This window comes from Sporosarcina sp. SAFN-010, from assembly GCF_059415065.1.
Window position 1 is genome coordinate 1 of sequence record NZ_JBPFDS010000037.1, and the last position, 3,098, is coordinate 3,098.

General features: G+C 52.0%; 1 rRNA gene. It reads left to right on the plus strand.

The annotated features are described in order from the left end of the window. The first annotated feature begins 148 nt into the window (after positions 1-148). Positions 149-3,080: ribosomal RNA gene (locus ACR65F_RS18100) — 23S ribosomal RNA — on the plus strand. The last annotated feature ends 18 nt before the right edge of the window (positions 3,081-3,098 follow it).

Sequence of the window (3,098 nt, forward strand, 5' to 3'; positions counted from 1 at the left end):
TTGTTCATTGAAAACTGGATAAAACAACATTGAAGCAACAAATCAAGACAATCAACCGAGTCGGACACTATTCGTAGTGAGCCGAACAGCGATTCTTTTGTTCTTTCTTCTCATTCATCGCTGAATGAAAGAAGAACGTTAACTTTTTGGTTAAGTTAGAAAGGGCGCACGGCGGATGCCTTGGCACTAGGAGCCTAAGAAGGACGGCACTAACACCGATATGCTTCGGGGAGCTGTAAGTAAGCTTTGATCCGAAGATTTCCGAATGGGGAAACCCACCATCTTTAATAGGATGGTACGTATTTGTGAATACATAGCAAATACGAGGCAGACCCGGAGAACTGAAACATCTAAGTATCCGGAGGAAGAGAAAGAAAAATCGATTCCCTGAGTAGCGGCGAGCGAAACGGGAAAAGCCCAAACCAGGAAGCTTGCTTCCTGGGGTTGTAGGACACTCTATACGGAGTTACAAAAGGATGAGTTAGGCGAAGCGACCTGGAAAGGTCCGCCAGAGTGGGTAAAAGCCCCGTAACCGAAAATTCATCCCCTCCAGAGTGGATCCTGAGTACGGCGGAACACGTGAAATTCCGTCGGAATCCGGGAGGACCATCTCCCAAGGCTAAATACTCCCTAGTGACCGATAGTGAACCAGTACCGTGAGGGAAAGGTGAAAAGCACCCCGGAAGGGGAGTGAAATAGATCCTGAAACCGTGTGCCTACAAGTTGTCAGAGCCCGTTAATGGGTGATGGCGTGCCTTTTGTAGAATGAACCGGCGAGTTACGATTCCATGCGAGGTTAAGCAGAGAATGCGGAGCCGCAGCGAAAGCGAGTCTGAATAGGGCGAATGAGTATGGGGTCGTAGACCCGAAACCAGGTGATCTACCCATGTCCAGGGTGAAGGTAAGGTAACACTTACTGGAGGCCCGAACCCACGTACGTTGAAAAGTGCGGGGATGAGGTGTGGGTAGCGGTGAAATTCCAATCGAACCTGGAGATAGCTGGTTCTCTCCGAAATAGCTTTAGGGCTAGCCTCAAACGTTAGAATCTCGGAGGTAGAGCACTGTTTGGACTAGGGGCCCATCCCGGGTTACCGAATTCAGACAAACTCCGAATGCCGATGATTTATGTTTGGGAGTCAGACTATGGGTGATAAGGTCCATAGTCGAGAGGGAAACAGCCCAGACCGCCAGTTAAGGTCCCAAAGTATTCGTTAAGTGGAAAAGGATGTGGCGCTGCCCAGACAACCAGGATGTTGGCTTAGAAGCAGCCATCATTTAAAGAGTGCGTAATAGCTCACTGGTCGAGTGGCGCTGCGCCGAAAATGTATCGGGGCTAAACGAATCACCGAAACTGCGGATTGACACCTTTGGTGTCAGTGGTAGGAGAGCGTTCCAAGGGCGTTGAAGCTGGACCGGAAGGACTGGTGGAGCGCTTGGAAGTGAGAATGCCGGTATGAGTAGCGAAAGAAGGGTGAGAATCCCTTCCACCGAATGCCCAAGGTTTCCTGAGGAAGGCTCGTCCACTCAGGGTCAGTCGGGACCTAAGTCGAGGCCGATAGGCGTAGACGATGGACAACAGGTTGATATTCCTGTACTACCTCCCCACCGTTTGAGTGATGGGGTGACGCAGAAGGATAGGGTGAGCGCGCTGTTGGTCATGCGCGTCTAAGCAGTGAGGTGTGAAACGAGGCAAATCCCGTTTCTATAACATTGAGCTGTGATGGCAAGGGGTGTATACCCTGGAGTCCCTGATTTCACACTGCCAAGAAAAGCCTCTAACGAGGTGGGAGGTACCCGTACCGCAAACCAACACAGGTAGGCGAGGAGAGAATCCTAAGGTGATCGAGAGAACTCTCGTTAAGGAACTCGGCAAAATGACCCCGTAACTTCGGGAGAAGGGGTGCTCTGGTAGGGTTTATAGCCCGAGAGAGCCGCAGTGAATAGGCCCAGGCGACTGTTTAGCAAAAACACAGGTCTCTGCAAAACCGTAAGGTGACGTATAGGGGCTGACGCCTGCCCGGTGCTGGAAGGTTAAGAGGAGAGGTTAGCGCAAGCGAAGCTTCGAATTGAAGCCCCAGTAAACGGCGGCCGTAACTATAACGGTCCTAAGGTAGCGAAATTCCTTGTCGGGTAAGTTCCGACCCGCACGAAAGGCGTAACGATCTGGGCACTGTCTCAACGAGAGACTCGGTGAAATTATAATATGCGTGAAGATGCGCATTACCCGCGACAGGACGGAAAGACCCCGTGGAGCTTTACTGTAGCCTGATATTGAATTCCGGTGCAGCCTGTACAGGATAGGTAGGAGCCTAAGAGACCGGAGCGCTAGCTTCGGAGGAGGCAATGGTGGGATACTACCCTGGCTGTATTGGACTTCTAACCCTTGCCCGTGATCCGGGCAGGAGACAGTGTCAGGCGGACAGTTTGACTGGGGCGGTCGCCTCCTAAAGAGTAACGGAGGCGCCCAAAGGTTCCCTCAGAATGGTTGGACATCATTCGTAGAGTGCAAAGGCATAAGGGAGCTTGACTGCGAGACCTACAAGTCGAGCAGGGTCGAAAGACGGGCTTAGTGATCCGGTGGTTCCGCATGGAAGGGCCATCGCTCAACGGATAAAAGCTACCCCGGGGATAACAGGCTTATCTCCCCCAAGAGTCCACATCGACGGGGAGGTTTGGCACCTCGATGTCGGCTCATCGCATCCTGGGGCTGTAGTCGGTCCCAAGGGTTGGGCTGTTCGCCCATTAAAGCGGTACGCGAGCTGGGTTCAGAACGTCGTGAGACAGTTCGGTCCCTATCCGTCGCGGGCGCAGGAAATTTGAGAGGAGCTGTCCTTAGTACGAGAGGACCGGGATGGACACACCTCTGGTGTACCAGTTGTCTTGCCAAAGGCATCGCTGGGTAGCTATGTGTGGACGGGATAAATGCTGAAAGCATCTAAGCATGAAGCCCCCCTCGAGATGAGATTTCCCATTACGCAAGTAAGTAAGATCCCTCAAAGATGATGAGGTGGATAGGTCTGGTGTGGAAGCATGGCGACATGTGGAGCTGACAGATACTAATCGATCGAGGACTTTCCCAAATATAAGTTAAAGAGCCG